This window comes from Collinsella sp. i06-0019-1H4 (genome assembly GCF_042849575.1).
GTDB lineage: Bacteria > Actinomycetota > Coriobacteriia > Coriobacteriales > Coriobacteriaceae > Collinsella.
In genome coordinates, this window is the sequence record NZ_BAABYB010000001.1 from 555,623 (window position 1) to 570,927 (window position 15,305).

At 62.7% G+C, this 15,305-nt stretch carries 18 protein-coding genes; 9 read left to right on the plus strand and 9 right to left on the minus strand.

Features of this window, described 5'->3' with window-relative positions:
- Window positions 1-10 precede the first annotated feature (10 nt).
- Both ychF and ACGHEN_RS02290 read left to right on the plus strand, forming a co-directional pair.
- Window positions 11-1,087, plus strand: a complete 1,077-nt coding sequence (ychF, locus tag ACGHEN_RS02285) for a redox-regulated ATPase YchF (protein ID WP_055309950.1) — start codon at window positions 11-13, stop codon at window positions 1,085-1,087.
- An 11-nt stretch (window positions 1,088-1,098) separates the two neighbouring features.
- Window positions 1,099-1,482 (plus strand): DUF1648 domain-containing protein, encoded by a 384-nt coding sequence (locus ACGHEN_RS02290; protein ID WP_117640119.1) that lies wholly within the window; start codon window positions 1,099-1,101, stop codon window positions 1,480-1,482.
- A 9-nt stretch (window positions 1,483-1,491) separates the two neighbouring features.
- Here the strand turns inward: ACGHEN_RS02290 and ACGHEN_RS02295 are convergent, their stop codons facing one another.
- Window positions 1,492-1,881 carry a hypothetical protein gene (locus ACGHEN_RS02295; protein ID WP_117757406.1) on the minus strand — a complete coding sequence of 130 codons (390 nt, stop codon included), beginning with the start codon at window positions 1,879-1,881 and terminating at the stop codon, window positions 1,492-1,494.
- A gap of 76 nt (window positions 1,882-1,957) precedes the next feature.
- On the opposite strand from ACGHEN_RS02295, the gene ACGHEN_RS02300 reads away from it, so the two are divergent.
- Window positions 1,958-2,176, plus strand: a complete 219-nt coding sequence (locus ACGHEN_RS02300; RefSeq protein ID WP_035136926.1) for a helix-turn-helix domain-containing protein — start codon at window positions 1,958-1,960, stop codon at window positions 2,174-2,176.
- Between the two features lie 317 nt (window positions 2,177-2,493).
- Here ACGHEN_RS02300 and ACGHEN_RS02305 read toward each other — a convergent pair whose 3' ends face one another.
- A complete protein-coding gene (locus ACGHEN_RS02305; RefSeq protein ID WP_390397087.1) occupies window positions 2,494-3,507 on the minus strand; it encodes an asparaginase in 1,014 nt (337 codons plus the stop codon).
- A gap of 268 nt (window positions 3,508-3,775) precedes the next feature.
- Between ACGHEN_RS02305 and guaA the strand changes: the two genes are divergently transcribed.
- The 3 genes from guaA (at window position 3,776) to ACGHEN_RS02320 (ending at window position 6,427) form a co-directional block, all read left to right on the plus strand.
- Window positions 3,776-5,374: a glutamine-hydrolyzing GMP synthase gene (gene guaA, locus ACGHEN_RS02310; protein WP_035136929.1), complete on the plus strand. Its 1,599-nt coding sequence runs from the start codon at window positions 3,776-3,778 to the stop codon at window positions 5,372-5,374.
- Window positions 5,375-5,495: 121 nt separating this feature from the next.
- On the plus strand, window positions 5,496-6,131 hold the full coding sequence (locus ACGHEN_RS02315) for a GyrI-like domain-containing protein (RefSeq protein ID WP_390397089.1): 636 nt from the start codon (window positions 5,496-5,498) through the stop codon (window positions 6,129-6,131).
- Between the two features lie 44 nt (window positions 6,132-6,175).
- On the plus strand, window positions 6,176-6,427 hold the full coding sequence (locus ACGHEN_RS02320; RefSeq protein WP_390397090.1) for a hypothetical protein: 252 nt from the start codon (window positions 6,176-6,178) through the stop codon (window positions 6,425-6,427).
- A 79-nt stretch (window positions 6,428-6,506) separates the two neighbouring features.
- On the opposite strand, the gene ACGHEN_RS02325 is transcribed toward ACGHEN_RS02320, so the two are convergent.
- The 6 genes from ACGHEN_RS02325 to ACGHEN_RS02350 all read right to left on the minus strand — a co-directional run bounded on the left by ACGHEN_RS02325 (window position 6,507) and on the right by ACGHEN_RS02350 (window position 11,344).
- Window positions 6,507-7,904, minus strand: coding sequence for a sensor histidine kinase (locus tag ACGHEN_RS02325; RefSeq protein ID WP_390397092.1), 1,398 nt, complete (start codon window positions 7,902-7,904; stop codon window positions 6,507-6,509).
- Window positions 7,905-7,930: 26 nt separating this feature from the next.
- Window positions 7,931-8,593, minus strand: a complete 663-nt coding sequence (locus ACGHEN_RS02330) for a response regulator transcription factor (protein ID WP_161154696.1) — start codon at window positions 8,591-8,593, stop codon at window positions 7,931-7,933.
- 45 nt (window positions 8,594-8,638) lie between these two features.
- On the minus strand, window positions 8,639-8,791 hold the full coding sequence (locus tag ACGHEN_RS02335) for a hypothetical protein (RefSeq protein ID WP_390397095.1): 153 nt from the start codon (window positions 8,789-8,791) through the stop codon (window positions 8,639-8,641).
- Between the two features lie 242 nt (window positions 8,792-9,033).
- Window positions 9,034-9,849, minus strand: coding sequence for a lantibiotic ABC transporter permease (locus ACGHEN_RS02340; protein ID WP_390397097.1), 816 nt, complete (start codon window positions 9,847-9,849; stop codon window positions 9,034-9,036).
- Window positions 9,849-10,619, minus strand: a complete 771-nt coding sequence (locus tag ACGHEN_RS02345) for a hypothetical protein (RefSeq protein WP_390397099.1) — start codon at window positions 10,617-10,619, stop codon at window positions 9,849-9,851. Before ACGHEN_RS02345 ends, ACGHEN_RS02340 begins: the two co-directional genes overlap by 1 nt.
- A 20-nt stretch (window positions 10,620-10,639) precedes the next feature.
- Window positions 10,640-11,344, minus strand: a complete 705-nt coding sequence (locus ACGHEN_RS02350) for a lantibiotic protection ABC transporter ATP-binding protein (RefSeq protein WP_390397101.1) — start codon at window positions 11,342-11,344, stop codon at window positions 10,640-10,642.
- A gap of 340 nt (window positions 11,345-11,684) precedes the next feature.
- On the opposite strand from ACGHEN_RS02350, the gene ACGHEN_RS02355 reads away from it, so the two are divergent.
- From ACGHEN_RS02355 to ACGHEN_RS02365, 3 genes are all read left to right on the plus strand, one after another.
- Complete coding sequence (locus ACGHEN_RS02355; RefSeq protein WP_390397103.1) at window positions 11,685-11,867, plus strand: restriction endonuclease subunit S; 183 nt, start codon at window positions 11,685-11,687, stop codon at window positions 11,865-11,867.
- A gap of 126 nt (window positions 11,868-11,993) precedes the next feature.
- A complete protein-coding gene (locus ACGHEN_RS02360; protein ID WP_390399357.1) occupies window positions 11,994-13,193 on the plus strand; it encodes an ATP-binding protein in 1,200 nt (399 codons plus the stop codon).
- 236 nt (window positions 13,194-13,429) lie between these two features.
- A complete protein-coding gene (locus ACGHEN_RS02365; RefSeq protein WP_390397105.1) occupies window positions 13,430-13,960 on the plus strand; it encodes a flavodoxin family protein in 531 nt (176 codons plus the stop codon).
- 109 nt (window positions 13,961-14,069) lie between these two features.
- On the opposite strand, the gene ACGHEN_RS02370 is transcribed toward ACGHEN_RS02365, so the two are convergent.
- Window positions 14,070-15,164, minus strand: coding sequence for an ATP-binding protein (locus ACGHEN_RS02370; RefSeq protein WP_390397107.1), 1,095 nt, complete (start codon window positions 15,162-15,164; stop codon window positions 14,070-14,072).
- Between the last annotated feature and the right edge of the window lie 141 nt (window positions 15,165-15,305).

Here is a 15,305-nt window from a genome sequence, read left to right on the forward strand (position 1 = left end):
AGGAGCTGTCGTGTCCCTTTCCATCGGTATCGTGGGCCTGCCCAACGTGGGCAAGTCGACGCTGTTCACCGCGCTTACCAAAAAGACCGGCCTTGCCGCCAACTACCCGTTCGCCACGATCGACCCCAACGTGGGTATCGTCGATGTGCCCGATAGCCGCCTGCAAAAGCTCGCCGACATCGTTAACCCGGGTCGCATCGTGCCGGCGACGGTCGAGTTCGTCGACATCGCTGGCCTGGTGAAGGGTGCCAACGAGGGCGAGGGCCTGGGCAACCAGTTCCTGGCCAACATTCGCGAGACCGACGCCATCTGCGAGGTCGTGCGCTACTTTAAAGACCCCAACGTCATGCGTGAGGTGGGCCGCACGGGCGAGTTCGTCGATCCCGCCGGTGACGCCGATACCATCATGACCGAGCTCATCCTGGCCGACATGGGCACGCTCGAGAAGCAGCTGCCCAAGCTCGAGAAGGAGGCCAAGCGCGACAAGGAGCTCATGCCCAAGTTCGAGGTCGCCAAGCGCCTGCTCGCCTGGCTCAACGAGGGCAAGCGCGCCGCGTCCATGGAGATGACCGATGAGGAGCGCGCCGCCGCCAAGGGCCTGTTCCTGCTCACCATGAAGCCCATCCTGTATGTGGCCAACGTAGACGAGGACATGCTCAACGAGGACCTGGCGCCAATCGATGGCGTCAAGCCGCTGCCGATCTGCGCCAAGATCGAGGCCGAGCTTTCCGAGCTCGATCCCGAGGATGCGGCCGACTACCTGGAGAGCTTGGGCCTGGAGCAGCCCGGTCTGGACGTGCTCGCGCAGGCGGCTTACAAGCTGCTCGGCCTGCAGTCATTCTTTACGGCCGGCGAGATGGAGGTCAAGGCCTGGACGGTTCGTCAGGGCGCGACCGCCCCGCAGGCCGCCGGCGTTATCCACACCGACTTTGAGCGCGGCTTTATTAAGGCCGAGGTCATTGGCTATGACGACTACATCGAGCTCGGCGGTGAGCAGGGCGCCAAGGCCGCCGGCAAGCTGCGTATTGAGGGCAAGGACTATGTCATGGCCGATGGCGACGTCGTGCACTTCCGCTTTAACGTGTAAGGACGACGCATATGTTTAAATATGGCAAAAAAGCTGGCTACATGGGTATTGCACTGCTCGTGCTTGCGGTGATTCCGCTGGTGGTCGCAGCGTGCGTTATCCCCAACATTGGTCCCGAGGTGGCAACAAAGTTTAATGCCGCCGGCGAGGCGACGCGCTGGGGCAAGAGCTACGAGTTGCTGGCACTGCCGGTGCTCAACCTGCTGCTGAGCGTGGCGACGTACTTTACGGCGGGACGCCAGGCTAAAAACAATGATGACTCCGCCGCCATGGCGCGCATCGTGTGCGAGCGCTACCTGCGCAACGGTTGCATCACGGGTGTGTTCCTCAACGTGGTCAACGTTTACTTTATGTACTCGGCGATTACCGGAACGGGCTTTGGCCTTGGTTTCTAGCTTGTCCTTTTAGGCAACGAGCCTGCACATATATTCAATGGCTGCTGCGAGGCCGCCGCTCGATCGTGGTTTAAAGACCATGTCGGCGGCGGTCTCGTTTTCGTATCCGGAGCCGCGGAGGGCGAGTGCGATACTGGCTTCTAAAAGGAGCGGCAGGCCGCGTTGGCTGGTTGCGATTACGGCAGCCTGATTGAGCGGGCAGCTGTGCGTTTGGCATTGGATGGCAAGTTCACCTTGCGCCGGGCAAGGGATCAGAACGGCGGCGACGCGACTTGATAGCAATGCAAATGCTGTGCGCTCATCGGGCGAAAGGCATTCGGCTTCAACGACGACAAGCTTGGGCGGTGCGCTGTTTGTGCGAAGCGTGGCTGGGTACGTGCGGACCGAAGAACCCGACATAGAAAACTCCTGTGTATTCGGGAAAACGTAAACTATAGTTTACGTTTATGTTCGGCTCCATTTCAAACTCGGCTGCATGGACGAACGTGCGAAACAGATTCTTGGCAGGCGGGTCGAAGAGACACGCAGGGACCTTGGTATCTCCAAGGTTGATTTTTGTGTGGCGACAGGAATCAGCCGACCCTACCTCGACCGAATCGAAGATGGGACGGCAAATTTCACGCTCAAGGTTCTATTTAAGATCGCACCCGCACTCGGTATGACGGTGTCAGAGCTTCTTGAGGGTATCGAGTAGCCTTTTTTGCTAGATTTGCCGCTTGTTGAACGGGTCCCCCCGACGGCGGCGTGCAAAAACGCGAGTATTCAGCATCCCTCAATAATTTGACGGCAGCCGGGGCCACAAATACGACGCGTAATGTTTTGGACTATCCACAAAATTCAATAATATGAGGAATAACAAGCGCGCGGAACGAGTCTTTCGAGTCGAAAGGCAATTTACAGCCAGCGGTTTTAACGTTCCCGGAAGGGGCGGATGCTGAAAACTCCGCTTTTTGCACGTTCCGAGGGGTACCACGTGCCCTACAAGGCCCAAAGAGGCGGATTTTGTTTTAGCTACGCCATCGGGATACGGTCGTGGTTGACTTGGCTGTAGAACAGGCGTTGAATCTCTGCCGCATCACGTGACTGGCCGAGTGCCCACATGGTTTTGGCCACGAGCGTCTCGGTTGTCATATCGTCGCCGCGTAGAATGCCCGGATGGTCGGCGTAGGCACGGCCGACCTCATAAACACCCAAATCGAGGCCCTCCTCGGGGACCTGTGTGGTCATAACGACGGTGCGACCCGAATTGACCCAGCGGAAAATTGCCTCTTGGAATGACTCGCCGGACTCGCCAAACTCGGGGATACCGCCAATGCCAAAGGTCTCCAGAATCACGGCGTCGTAGCTATCGGCAAGGGCGTCAAGGATACCCGGGTTTACGCCGGGCGTCAGCTTAAGGACAAACACGCGCGGGTCGATGCTGTCGTAGAAACGCACCGGGTTTTCGCCCTGATGCGTGCCGTGAAGCCCGTTGCGCACGATGCGGTCGTTGCGGATGTAGGCAATGGGCGGATAGTTGACGCTAATGAACGCGTTAAAGCTCATGGTGCGCTGCTTGCGGGCGCGAGTGCCGGCAATGGCGACACCGCCAAACACGATCGAGACGTCGTGCGAATGCTCGTCGAGCGCATAGAGCAGGCTCTGGTACAGATTGAGCTTGGCATCGGTAAAGGGGTTACCCATGGGCTTTTGCGAGCCGGTGAGTACGATGGGCTTGGGACTGTCCTGAATCAGATAGGAAAGCGCTGCCGCGGTGTAGCTCATGGTGTCGGTGCCGTGCAGGATCACAAAGCCGTCGTGATCGGCATAGCCTTCGACGATGACATCGCGGATGCGCATCCAGTCACTGGGACGCATATTGGTGCTGTCGATGTTCATGGGCTGCACGACGTCGAGCTCGCAGAGGCTCGAGATCTCGGGTACGCTCTGGGCGAGTTCCTCACCGGTCAGGGCGGGGGAGAGGCCGTTGCCGTCCTCGGTCGATGCGATGGTGCCGCCCGTGGCGATGAGAAGGATGCGCTTCATGCTGGTATTCCTATCGTATTTGCCGCCACAGAGGCGGAGTCGTTCGGCAGTATTGTGTCACAGGGCGTCCAATGTTCAAACGTATTACATCATCTGCAACGTTTGGTAACACTTCAATTGCCGTCTAATAGGGGCCCAGGTCGTGCGTTTGCCGTGCGCTGATGGCTGTGAGCGACGAGAAACCCCCATATAACGTGTACACTATGAAAGATATTTTCGTTCATTCACGCGGGTGGGCACCGGCTCCCCGCCAACAAGAGGGGGAACCATGGATCAAAAGGCTTCCGCAAAGGTCCTCGTACTCGACTTTGGTGCGCAGTACGGTCAGCTCATTGCCCGTCGTGTCCGCGACCTCAACGTGTATTCCGAGATTGTCCCCTGCGACATCTCGGCCGACGAGATTCGCGAGATGAACGCCTCCGCGCTCATCCTTTCTGGCGGCCCGGCCTCCGTGTATGCCGAGGACGCTCCGTCTATCGATCCCGCCATCTTTGACCTGGGCCTTCCCGTCCTGGGCTTTTGCTACGGCCATCAGATCACGGCCGTGACGCTCGGCGGCAAGGTCGGCCACTCCGAGGTAGGCGAGTACGGCCGCGCCACCATCACGCGTACGGCCGGCGCCAAACTCTTTAACTCCACGCCCATGGAGCAGACCGTGTGGATGAGCCACCGCGACGCCGTGTCCGAGGTGCCCGAGGGCTTTACCGTTACCGCCAGCACCGACGTATGCCCGGTTGCCGCCATGGAGTGCGTTGAGCGCAAGATTTTCACCACGCAGTTCCACCCCGAGGTCAAGCACTCCGAGTATGGCCAGCAGCTGCTGAGCAACTTCCTGTTTGAGATCTGCGGCCTGGAGCCCAACTGGAGCATGGACAACCTGGTCGAGACCATGACGGCTGAGTTCCGCGAGAAGGTCGGCGACGACCGCGTGATTCTGGCCCTGTCCGGCGGCGTCGACTCCTCCGTCGTGGCTGCGCTGGGCGCCCGCGCCGTGGGCAAGCAGATGACCTGCGTGTTCATCAACCACGGCCTGCTGCGCAAGGGCGAGCCCGAGCAGGTGGAGGAGGTCTTCACCAAGCAATTTGACGTCGACTTTATCCACGTTCATGCCGAGGACCGCTACGCCGAGCTTCTGGCCGGCGTGACCGAGCCCGAGGAGAAGCGCCGTATCATCGGTACGCAGTTCTGGAAAGAGTTCTTCGCCGTGGCGCAGCAGCTCGAGACCGACGGCAAGCCGGTCAAGTACCTGGCTCAGGGCACCATCTACCCCGACATCATCGAGTCCGGCGCTCGCAAGACGGGCGGCAAGACGGCCACCATCAAGAGCCATCACAACCTGATCCCGTTCCCCGAGGGCGTGCACTTCGACCTCATTGAGCCGCTCGACCACTTCTTTAAGGACGAGGTCCGCGCGCTTGGTCTGGCGCTGGGCCTGCCGGGTCACATCGTGTTCCGTCAGCCCTTCCCGGGCCCGGGTCTTGCTATCCGTATCATCGGCGCGGTCGACAAGGAGAAGCTCGAGATCCTCAAGAACGCCGATGCCATCGTGCGCGAGGAGCTCGACGCCTACAACCAGCGTCTGTTTGAGCAGACCGGCGAGCGCAACTCCGAGCACAGCTGCTGGCAGTATTTCGCGGTCCTGCCTGACATCAAGTCCGTTGGCGTTATGGGCGACGAGCGCACCTACCAGCGCCCGATCATCTTGCGTGCCGTCGAGTCCAGCGATGCCATGACCGCCGACTGGGCCAAGCTGCCCTATGACGTGCTGGCCCGCATCTCTGGCCGCATCGTTGCCGAGGTTCCCGGCGCCAACCGCGTGTGCTACGACATCACGTCCAAGCCGCCCGCGACCATCGAGTGGGAATAGAACAGACGTTCGATTCTGTGTTATAATATCCTGCAATGGGCGCGGCCTCTTCCGAAGCCGCGCCCATTGCTATATTTGGTCGGATATCGACGGAAACCCAAGCTCAGGGAGGTTTGTTGCGATGGCATACGATTTCAAGAAGGAGTTCAGGGAGCTCTACAGGCCGTCCGGCAAGCCGAGCGTCGTAACCGTTCCGCCTATGAGCTACGTCGCCGTGCGGGGCAAGGGCAATCCCAATGCCGAAGGCGGCGAGTACCAGAACGCGTTGCCGCTGCTCTATGGCGTCGCTTATACCATCAAGATGTCGAAGAAGGGCCCGCGAGAGATCGAAGGCTATTTCGACTTCGTCGTGCCTCCGCTCGAGGGCTTCTGGTGGCAAGACCGCACCGATGGCGAGATTGATTATGCGCGGAAGGATGACTTCAACTTCATCTCGTGCATCCGTCTGCCCGATTTCGTCACTCGCGAGGACTTCGACTGGGCAGTTTCGGAAGCTGCCGCCAAGAAGAAGCTGGACTTCTCGGCGGTCGAGCTGCTGAGGGTCGACGAGGGCCTTTGCGTTCAGTGCGTGCATACCGGGCCTTACGACGACGAGCCGGCGACCATAGACGCCATGCGCACATTCGCGGCGGAACGGGGCTACGCCCCCGACTTCTCCGAAGCCCGTCTGCATCACGAGATTTACCTCTCCGACCCGCGCAAGTGCGCGCCGGAGAAGCTCAAGACCGTGATCCGTCATCCCATAAAGTTGATTTAGCGAAGCGAGTGACGCCGATCGCTTCGGCGTTTTGGGGGCTCACCGTGGCGTGGTCGGCAACGGGACGCGCCATGCGACCGGCGGCGGAGGTCGAGGAGCGGGAGCGCGCGTTCGTTTGCACCGCCTCGCACGGCTTCGTCACCCCGCTCATGACGGTGACCGCGAACCGCGACGTGCTTGAAGCGGAGGCATCCGATCAGGCCGGCCTTGCGTCCTGGGTCGCCAACATCCGTGCAGTGGAGGACGAGATGGCGACTCGCATCGCCGACATGCTCATGCACATGGGCGGCGACTAGCCAGTGCGATCCCCGCAACGGGCATTATTATCCGGGAAGCGTTTGATTACGAGGCACGCCGGTGTGAGGGCCTGAGTCGTCAGATCCCGCACAGGGGGACCGCGATGGTGGCCACCGCGCCGCCCGAGGGGCCGTTGGCGAGCGAGACGGAGCCCCCGTGGGCGCTCGCGGCCTCGGAGGCGACGTGGAGGCCGAGCCCGTAGTGGCGGCCTCCGTCGCGCGAGGAGCGGGAGGAGTCGTCTGTGAAGAGGCGCTCGCAGCCGCGCTCGAGGGCGGCGGGAGAGAAGCCCGGTCCGTCGTCGGCCACCTCGATGACGAGGCGCCCGCCCGCGACGTCGCAGGAGACCGCCACGCGCGAGCGCGCGTGCTCGGCGGCGTTGGCCACGAGGTTCGCGGCGGCTCGCGCCAGGGCGGTTCGGTCGAGCGGGGCCTCGGGCGCGCCCGCGACAGCGGGGCCCGTGGCCGCGTCGAGCGTCACGCCTCGCGCCCGGGCGATCTGGGCGGCCTCGGCGAGGACCTGCTCGCAGAGCTCGGCCGGCCGCATGGGGGCCCTCTCCGCCCCGCCGGACCCGCGTGAGGCCTCGATGAGCAGGTGCACGTAGCCGTCGAGCCTTTCGACACCGCCGGCTATGTCGCGCGCGGCGGCCGCGATTTCGGCGTCTTTCTCGTCTTCCAGCTCCTCCGCCACGAAGTCGGCGTTGGCGCGCAGCACGGTGAGCGGCGTCTTGAGGTCGTGGGCGAGCGACGCCACCTGCTCGCGCTGCCCCCGCTCCGCGGCCCAGCGGGCCTCGAGCGACTCGGCGAGGGAGGCCCGCATGGCGTCCATCGCGGCGAGGACGTCGTTCACCTCGCGCACGTTGGTGCTGCCGACCGCGAAGTCGAGATCCCCCGCGCCCACGCGCCCCGCCGCCTCCGCGAGCGGCGCCATCTTGCGCGAGATCACGCGGCTCGCGCGGCGCGCCACGAGCGCGAGCGCGAGCGCGCTTCCCGCAGCGGCGCCGACGAGCATGAGGCTCTGCGGGTCGGGAAGCAGGCCGGCGAGGTCGCGCGAGACCCACTGCGGCAGGTACTCGCTGGCGAGTGCGCAGGCCCCGCCGCCCTTGAGCGGGAACGCGGCGTAGGTGAGGCCCGAGCCCCCGCCCTCGATCTCCACTGTGCCCGGATCCGCGGCGAGTGCCGCACGGGCCATTTCCGTCGCGTCCTCGAGCCTCGTGCCCTCGAGGTCTGTCATCAGCGCGTATCCGTCCTTGTTCAGGATGAGGTAGCGGTACGCCGTCGGCACGTCCTGCTGCCCGCAGACGCCGTCGCGTGCCAGGCCCTCCGCGACCTCGCGCGCATTGGCCGGCCCCCAGCTTGCCTCGTAGACGAAGCCCGCGTCGATCGCCGCGGAGAGCGCCATGAACGAGGCGAGCCACGCCGTGGCGACCGCCGCGAACGCGTAGGCGAAGTAGCGCGCGATGACGAAGGAGAGCGGCATGCCCCCGCGACCTCGCGCCCCGGTCCTCAGAGCTGCCACTTGTACCCCATCCCCCAGACGGTCGCGATCGGATCGGCGCCGGCCTCGGAGAGTTTCCTCCGGGCGCGGCTGACCTGCATGGATATGGCCGCGTCGTCGGCGTCGCTCTCCCAGCCGAGCACCGCCTCGCGGATCTGCGCGCGGCTCATGACCTGCCCGGGGTGGCGGGCGAGGTACTCGCAGATGGCGTACTCGGTGGGCGTGAGCGGCACGGCCTCTCCGCCCACGGCGAGGCCGCGCGCCCCGAGGTCGATCCGCACCTCCCCGAAGGAGAGGGCGTGCGAGCGCGGCCGGCGCTCACGGCGTAGATGGGCCGCGACCTTGGCGCGCAGCTCCGCGGCCCCGAAGGGCTTGCGGACGTAGTCGTCGGCGCCCAGGCCGTAGCCGGCCACGGCGTCCTCCTCGGCCACGCGCGCGGTCAGGAAGACGATGGGCCCGTCGAAGTCCGGGCGTATCTGCCGCACGAGCTCGAAGCCGTCGAGCCCCGGCATCATGACGTCGCAGAGCACGAGGTCGAAGCGCGAGAGGTCCATCCCCGGGACCGCCGTCGGGTCCGCCTCCCTGACGACCTCATGGCCGTCGCGGCCGAGGACGCGCGCGAGCGCGTCGAGGATCGCCCGTTCATCATCCACTGCCAGTATCCTCGCCATGTTCGACCTCCTGAAACTCCCGTCGGCATTGTACTAGCGCCGCGCTCAGCGGTCCAGAGCCCCGCGCGCAGCCGCGGGCGCCTCGGCCGCATCGCACGCGCGGTAGCGCACGCCCGAGCCGCCGCGCGCCTCGATCTCGAGCCAGCCCTCGCCGTCCGACTCCCGCCCGAAGAAGATGAGCTGTGAGCTCTCGGACATTGCCCCTGTCGTCCGCCGCGTCCACCAGGTAGACGTAGTTCGCCCCCGCCCCGGTGGCGTCGGCGTAGGAGCTCGCGTGGCTGCCGGGCTCGGGCGCGGGCGCCCACATGGCGATCTCAGGGTTGGGCAGCACGCGGTCGGCGATCGAGTGCGGCGCCGACCCCCAGCCGGCGTCGAGCAGGGCATTCCCGCCCAGGACGAGCGCTGCGGAGAGGAGGGCGAGCACGGCGGCGAGCGGCCTCCTACGCATCTACCCTCCCGTCCTCGAAGCGGCAGAACCAGGCCAGAAGGACGGCGGCGGCTGCCAGGGTGAGCACGAGGCCAGCGAGCGCAGTCGTGAGGAGAGGGCCCGCCGCGCGTGCGGCGTCGATGAAGGCCTCCACCCCGAGCGACCCCAGGCGCGCGGGCCAGGCGAACGGCACCCAGCTCAGGGGCGTCGCCAGGGCACCGGTGAGCTCGCCGGTCATGAGGCCGTGCGCAAGTCCGCCCACCGAGAAGAACGCGAGGAGCACCCCCGCCGCGCCGGCGCCGATGGCGGCGTTGCGGCCGAGGCGCAGGGCCACGCCGAGCCCCAGCGCGTAGAGGGGCAGGCTGCCCAGCACGATGCCCGCCCAGGCGGCCGCAAGCGGAGCGGGCCCGAGCGGCAGGCGCCCGGCGACGGCGAGCACGGCCCCGAACACGCCGAGCGCCACGGCCAGCGCGCCCGCGCCGAGCGCCGCAAGGGCGAGCAGCTTCGCCGCGACGGCGCGCCCGCGCGAGGGGACCGCCGTGAGGTTGGCGAGGCGCCCGGCAGCGCGCTCCTCGTCCACGGCGAGCCCGCAGACGATGGCGGACATGAGCGGCATGAGGGCGCCGAGGAACTGGGCGTAGGCGTCCGCGCCCAGCGCCGGGTCCCATCGGGCTACGGAGAAGTACTCGCCGCAGGCAAGACCGGCTGCCAGGCCGCAGACGAGGTGCACCGCCGCGAGCGGGGAGCGCGCCAGGCGCAGGGCCTCGGAGAGCAGGGCCCGCGGGAGAGTCATGCGCGGCGTCGGGTCGGAGAGTCGTGTCACGGCCATCACCTCTCCTCGGAGCGCGCGAACCAGGCCGCGCCCGCCGCCGTGAGCGCGGCGAACGCGAGCGCGCAGACCGCAAGGCCCGCCAGCGTGAGCATGCCGTCCGCCGCGAGCGCCCCGCCGAGCGCCATGTCCGCCGCGAGCGGCTCGCCGCTCGGCAGCACGGGGATGAAGCTCGTGGGGATGACCATGCTCGCCGACGGCGGAAAGAGCTGCGGCAGCGGCACCAGCGACCAGGCGAACCCACCCACGAGCTGCGCGGCGAGCGGGCAGAAGATGCCCGCGAGCATTCCGAGCCGCGCCGTGAGGAAGAGCCCTGCGGGGATCATCCACGCCGCGGTCACCGTGTTGGCGAGCGCGCAGAGGAGCATCGTGAGCGTGCCCGCGGCCGTGAGGCCCTGCGAGGAGAACGCCGATCCCGCGAGGTAGATGCCGAAGACCACGAGGTTCGAGAGCGCGCAGAGCGCGAGGCACCAGAGCGCCTTGGCCCACCAGGCGCGCCCGAGCGGGAAGCCCAGGCCCAGAAGCCCCCGCATCCGCGTGCGCGCGTCCGCCCGCGCGACGCACGCCACCACGAGCGAGAGAGCCACGGGCAGGAAGAGCGCGTACCAGTAGTTCCACGCGCTGAAGATCTGCACGCCCCGGTAGGGCATCGCGCCGAGCAGCGGCATCGGCAGCGCCATGAGCACGGCCAGGCGAACCGGTGCCGCGTGGCGCGACTTCAGGGCCTCGGCGCGCAGGCCCGCGAGCAGGCCGCCTTTCTCGCCCGTCATGCCGCCACCTCCCCGCGCGCTCATCGCCCCTCCCGGCAGACGCTCATGAAGAGTTCCTCGAGGTCCTGCCCGGGTCGAAGCGCATCCTCGTAGGCGAGGCGCCCCCCGCAGATGATGCCGATGGTGTCCGCCATCTGCTGCACCTCGGAGAGGATGTGGCTCGAGACGATCACCGTCGTACCCGCCGCCGCGAAGCCGCGGATCTGGTCGCGCAGCTCCTCGATGCCGATGGGGTCGAGGCCGTTGGTGGGCTCGTCGAGCACGAGCAGGCGTGGCCGGGCGATCAGCGCCAGCGCGAGCCCCAGGCGCTGCCGCATGCCCATCGAGAAGCGCCCGGCGCGCTTCTTCCCGGTGTCCGCGAGGTCCACGGCGGCGAGCACCTCATCTACGCGGCTCTCGGGAAGGCCCAGCAGCGTGGTGCGCACGCGCAGGTTCTCGCGCGCGGTGAGGTTGGGGTAGAGCGGCGCCTCCTCGATGAGGCTGCCGATTGCGTAGAGGTCCTCGCGGCGCCAGGCGTGCCCGGCAAAGAGGATCTCCCCGGCCGTCGGCCGCAGCATCCCGCAGATCATCTTGAGCGTTGTCGACTTGCCGGCTCCGTTGGGACCGAGCAGCCCGTACACCTCGCCCTCGCGGATATGAAGGCTCACGTCGGCCACGGCATCCTGCGCCTGGTCGCCGCGGCCGAAGCGCTTGGTGAGCCCGCGCGTCTCGAGCATGTAGCCCATGGGTTCGTCCTTTCTCTTCCGGGCGCGCGGGCCGAGTCGCCGTGCCCGCGCGCCTTGCCTTTCGGGTTCACCATCCATGGTGGGGCGCGTTTCTAACGAAGCCGTAACGGCCGTTGGAGTCTTTTGGCGCCAGCCCTTCTCGACCCGTACGCCACTCATGGTATGTTTATCGCGATAATAAGGACGGAGGTACCCGTGGCACGCAATAAGTACCTGGAGGAGACGGTCGAGAAGATTCTCGATGTTGCCGAGCGGCTCCTCGTGGAGCGCGGCTACGAGCACATCACGATGATCTGAAGAGCGATACGCTAAATCGGAAAAGGCAATCGAAGCCGCGCCTGTGGACTTATCGAGGGTTGAGATTCCCGCCCCATCCATCGCCACCCAGCGGAAGGTCGTCGACATCCTCGACCGCTTCGACACCCTAACGAAATCGCTCACCGACGGTATCCCTGCCGAGATCGAGGCACGCCGGGCGCAGTACGGGTACTACCGCGACCGCCTGCTCGACTTCCGAAACTAAGTGAGAATAAGTTATCGGTACGCTTTTTTATAAAATGTAAAAAAGTACCCCCATAACTGATAAAATTGACACTAAAAAAAGGGGTGCATCTTGCGTATATACCGACGTGAAAAGTATCTGAAGCAAATGCGTGGTTTCTACCACGATGACGGGATGATCAAGGTAATCACCGGTGTTCGCAGGTGTGGTAAATCCTGCCTCATGCAATCAATCGCAGACGAACTTGTGGAATCCGGTGTAGCGAGCGACCACATCATCTATATCGACCTCGACTCACGGGAGAACAGGAAGGTCAAGACGACCGATGAGCTCGAAAATCTGATTGACATGTCGACCTCAGCAGACACTGAGGAGACGAAGTACCTCTTCATCGATGAGATTCAGAACGTAGAGGAATTCGAGCTGCTCATCAACGGCTACCGGACAGATGGCGGTTGGTCCATTTTCATTACCGGTTCGAATTCATATCTGCTTTCTGGGCAGCTTGTTACAAAGCTGACGGGTCGCTATATCGAGTTCGAGGTGTTCCCACTCGACTTTGCGGAATATATCGATATGAAGCGTTTTCTCGGCAAGCCTGTCAATGACGTTCTCGTGGGAGAGTTTACCGAGTACCTGACCCTTGGAGGATTTCCCAAAGCGTTGGAGTATGAGGGCGAGGATGAAAAGCGCACCTATATCAAAAGTGTTATTCGTGAGATCTTTGAAAAGGACGTCAAACATTCGAACAAGATTAAGAATGTCTCGGTTTTCGATGCCGTCCAGACGTATCTCATCAACAACTTTGGTGCGCCGACGAACCTGAAGAACCTCCTTGCGTACTTCAATGATGTCGAGAAGATTCCCATCAAGCGCGAAACGCTCAATCGGTATATCCAGATTCTTGTTGACGCGAAGATCCTTTATCGCTGCTCGAGGTTCGATCTCAAGTCTCGGCGATCGCTTATCCGCGAAGAGAAGTACTACCTGGCTGATCCCGGCTTCTATTTCGCCATGAACACGGATGCGAGGATTAACTACGGGCCGGCGTTGGAGAACGTGCTCTACCTCTATCTTGCATCGCGCGGGTACGAGCTTTCTGTGGGCCGTATTGGGAAGCTCGAGTGTGACTTCATCGCTCGTAGGCGCAATGCTTACGCCTACATCCAGGTCTCTATGTCGATTGCCGACAGAGGCGTCGAGGAGCGCGAGTACAGGCCGTTCGGCCACATCAGGGATGGGTATCCGCGCTACTTGTTCACGCTTGATCCTCTATTGCAGGAGAGGGATGGCGTCAGGCACCTTAACATGGCGTCGTTTATGCAAGATGGCGGTGATCTTATTTGAGCGGCGGCCAGATTCTTTTGCTCCCTAGTGCGCAAACAGTGCGGGCATCAAATGGGGACCATTGCCTCACGTAGAATCGATAGATTGAAAACTTGTTTTGATGTTGACAGGCTTTTGACCAGTGGCTCCTATTACTAAGTGGAAGTAGCTGAAACGAGGCGACTGCATAGCTCCATCTGTTTTGGTTACAACAAAATGTGTGCCGCGCGCCTGCGGCATGAAGGAGGGAGATTTCTATGAATATCGTTGTATTGAGTGGTAGCCCGCGCAAGGGAGCCAATACCGACACCATGGTCGAGGCGTTTGCCGAGACCGCGCGCGAGGGCGGCAATACGGTCGAGGTCGTCCGCGTTGCCGGCAAAAAGATCGCTGGTTGTCTGGGATGCCAGTACTGCTTTACCCATGAGGGCACTTGCGTGCAGAAGGATGACATGGCCGACGTGATCGAGTCGCTGAAAGGCGCCGATATGGTTGTCTTCGCTTCGCCTATTTACTGGTTTGATATCACTGCGCAGGAGAAGGCCGCCATCGACCGCCTGTACGCCTTCGGTGCTACGGGCTTCCCGTTCACCAAGACGGCCCTTTTGCTCGATAGCCACAGCGAGGGCGTCTATGATGCGGCGATCGCTATGTACAAGTCGACCTGCGCGTACTGCAAGTGGGAGGACCAGGGCATTGTCACCATCAGCGGTATGACCGAGCGCGACAGCATGGCCTCCTCGCCCAAGTTGGAAGGGGTGCGAGAGCTCGCTCGCAAGCTCGCCTAAGGACAAGAAGAACGCATGGCAATCAGCGTTGGTGGAAAATGCTTGCTATCCTTACCAAGAGGAATGCTGATTGCCATGCGTTGATGCTTCCGCGGACAATTCCGGCGTGCTAAAACGCCTTCTCGTTCAAGAATTCCCTGAACGCGGGAATGTCAAAGCCAACGAGACCACGCCCGCGCTCTCCAATGACGCCGTCCTCCAGGAGGCGGCGTTTGTATTGGCTTGCGTAGTTGCTGGCGACGCCCATGCGTTTGGCTATCTCCGAGACCCTGCTGGGGCCAGAATCGGGCAGCATCGCGAGCAAAAACTCAATGTCTTTATCGGAAAGCTTCCGATAGGTTGTTTCGAGAATTCGATCGCGCAGCTCCATGCGGGCAAGCAGAGAACCCTGCTGTACATCAGGTGCACTGATTTTGGGCGAGTTCTCCGAAACATCCCATGTGCGATATCCGACGAGCTGCATCATATAGGGAAATCCGTCGACGGCCTTCACGGCATCCTCGAGCGCTTCTGGCGTGATTGAGCGGCCTCCGGCCTCAACGGTTTTGCGGAATGCGTTTGCAATTTCAACGTCAGTGATTCGTCCCAACTGATGATATTGGGAACGCCTGAGAAACGAGACGGAATCGTTACGCAGCAACGCCGATACTTTGTAGGGCAGTCCTGCCATGAGTAGGGCAACTTTTTTACCTTCGCGTACAAAGTGCTGGTAAACAGAGGCAAATTGAAGCATTTCTTCGAGATCGACGGTGACTTCATCGATGGTGATGAGAAGTCCGATGTCATGTTTTTCGAGTTGCTTAAAGACGCCATTCATGCGCGTGCGCCAGTTGCCCTGAGCCTCTTGAGCATATGTCCAATCGATGCCTACTGGGCCAATTTGAACACCGTTTATGCGCGCGTGAGGCTGTGAGAGGTAGCTATCTGCGGCTTCTTTGGTTCGCTCGATAATATCTTCGAGCATGCCTGGCATGGCGGAGACATTTGCTGCGATCCAGTCGTGTTCAAGCGCCGTTTCTGAAAGGAGCGAGAGAAGCGCCGTCTTGCCCGTTCCCCTTGCGCCAGTAAAAATGGTCGACAGGTTGGGATCTCCCGGGCCGTTGATAAAGCCACGGTTGATGTCACGCAGGATATGCTCGCGACCCGCTAGAAAGGGAGGGACGCTTCCAAATGTTGGGGTAAAGGGGTTCTTGCTGTACTCCATGGTAGCTCCTTTGCAAGTTTTGCTAATTTTTGCAACTTTTGCCAACTTTTGCTAACTTTTGCAAGTTTTGCTAACGGCTTAACATGCCTTGTGCCGTGGGGTTGCAGGAGTGAAAAACGGGGATTCCTATTATTCCGACTA

What these genes read in the sequence shown, in the direction of transcription:
- ACGHEN_RS02340 (WP_390397097.1), bottom strand. Translation starts at nt 9,849, where the DNA reads ATGGCCGTGACACGACTCTCCGACCCGACGCCGCGCATGACTCTCCCG.
- ACGHEN_RS02370 (WP_390397107.1), bottom strand. Translation starts at nt 15,164, where the DNA reads ATGGAGTACAGCAAGAACCCCTTTACCCCAACATTTGGAAGCGTCCCT.
- ACGHEN_RS02300 (WP_035136926.1), top strand. Translation starts at nt 1,958, where the DNA reads ATGGACGAACGTGCGAAACAGATTCTTGGCAGGCGGGTCGAAGAGACA.
- ACGHEN_RS02315 (WP_390397089.1), top strand. Translation starts at nt 5,496, where the DNA reads ATGGCATACGATTTCAAGAAGGAGTTCAGGGAGCTCTACAGGCCGTCC.
- ACGHEN_RS02345 (WP_390397099.1), bottom strand. Translation starts at nt 10,619, where the DNA reads ATGACGGGCGAGAAAGGCGGCCTGCTCGCGGGCCTGCGCGCCGAGGCC.
- ACGHEN_RS02290 (WP_117640119.1), top strand. Translation starts at nt 1,099, where the DNA reads ATGTTTAAATATGGCAAAAAAGCTGGCTACATGGGTATTGCACTGCTC.
- ACGHEN_RS02335 (WP_390397095.1), bottom strand. Translation starts at nt 8,791, where the DNA reads ATGTCCGAGAGCTCACAGCTCATCTTCTTCGGGCGGGAGTCGGACGGC.
- ACGHEN_RS02295 (WP_117757406.1), bottom strand. Translation starts at nt 1,881, where the DNA reads ATGTCGGGTTCTTCGGTCCGCACGTACCCAGCCACGCTTCGCACAAAC.
- guaA (WP_035136929.1), top strand. Translation starts at nt 3,776, where the DNA reads ATGGATCAAAAGGCTTCCGCAAAGGTCCTCGTACTCGACTTTGGTGCG.
- ACGHEN_RS02330 (WP_161154696.1), bottom strand. Translation starts at nt 8,593, where the DNA reads ATGGCGAGGATACTGGCAGTGGATGATGAACGGGCGATCCTCGACGCG.
- ACGHEN_RS02360 (WP_390399357.1), top strand. Translation starts at nt 11,994, where the DNA reads ATGCGTGGTTTCTACCACGATGACGGGATGATCAAGGTAATCACCGGT.
- ACGHEN_RS02350 (WP_390397101.1), bottom strand. Translation starts at nt 11,344, where the DNA reads ATGGGCTACATGCTCGAGACGCGCGGGCTCACCAAGCGCTTCGGCCGC.
- ACGHEN_RS02305 (WP_390397087.1), bottom strand. Translation starts at nt 3,507, where the DNA reads ATGAAGCGCATCCTTCTCATCGCCACGGGCGGCACCATCGCATCGACC.
- ACGHEN_RS02365 (WP_390397105.1), top strand. Translation starts at nt 13,430, where the DNA reads ATGAATATCGTTGTATTGAGTGGTAGCCCGCGCAAGGGAGCCAATACC.
- ACGHEN_RS02325 (WP_390397092.1), bottom strand. Translation starts at nt 7,904, where the DNA reads ATGCCGCTCTCCTTCGTCATCGCGCGCTACTTCGCCTACGCGTTCGCG.